The 1,006-nt window shown below is 46.1% G+C and carries 1 protein-coding gene; it reads left to right on the forward strand.

Features of this window, described 5'->3' with window-relative positions:
* On the forward strand, positions 1-969 hold a 969-nt coding region (gene sstT / locus ACS8FD_RS17000), incomplete at its 5' end, for a serine/threonine transporter SstT (RefSeq protein ID WP_439276709.1).
* Positions 970-1,006: the final 37 nt, after the last annotated feature.

The raw sequence follows: 1,006 nt of genomic DNA on the forward strand, positions 1-1,006 counted from the left end.
GTGCTTATCATGTATATTTTCGGCACTTTTCTGGCAGCACTAACTGCCGTAGGAGCGAGCTTCTTATTTCCGACTGAGTTGGTTCTCGTGAATGCAGATATTGAGCAGGTACCGCCAGCTAACCTCAAAGAGGTATTGACGAACCTACTCATGAATCTAGTCGCAAACCCTATCAGTGCGATTGCTGAAGCCAACTATATCGGTATCTTGGCATGGGCAATTATTATTGGCTTTGCGCTGCGTCAAGCCAGCGACACTGCTCGTACCATCGTTGGCGATTTTGCTGATGCCATCTCACAGGTCGTAAAGTGGGTCATCGCCCTAGCGCCTTTTGGTATCTTAGGTTTGGTTGCCAATACGGTCGCTGAGACCGGCTTTGCCTCTTTAGTAGGTTATGCTCGTATCCTAATGGTACTAGTCGGTTGTATGCTATTTATTGCGTTGATTGCCAATCCTCTTATTGTGCTTATCAAGACTGGCAAAAACCCTTATCCGCTCGTATTCACTTGTCTACGCGAATCAGGAATCACGGCATTTTTTACCCGTAGTTCGGCGGCCAATATTCCCGTTAACATGAACCTTGCAGGCAAACTGGGACTGCACGAAGATACATATTCAGTCACCATTCCACTAGGTGCGACCATTAATATGGCAGGCGCGGCGATTACGATCAACGTCTTAACACTTGCAGCAGCGCATACTTTAGGTATCGAAGTAAGCTTTGCTTCAGCCCTTTTATTGAGTTTGGTTGCCACAGTCAGTGCTTGCGGTGCCTCTGGGGTCGCTGGTGGTTCGCTACTGCTAATTCCATTGGCGGCCAGTTTGTTTAGCATTCCAAATGACATTGCCATGCAAGTGGTTGCAATCGGCTTTATCATTGGTGTCATTCAAGACTCAGCAGAAACAGCACTAAACTCTTCAACGGATGTTTTATTTACCGCTGCTGCTGATCCTAGGTATTCACGTTAATTTATGCACATTTATTATTACCGCTAACACTAATATG

This window comes from Psychrobacter sp. 1U2 (genome assembly GCF_051847575.1).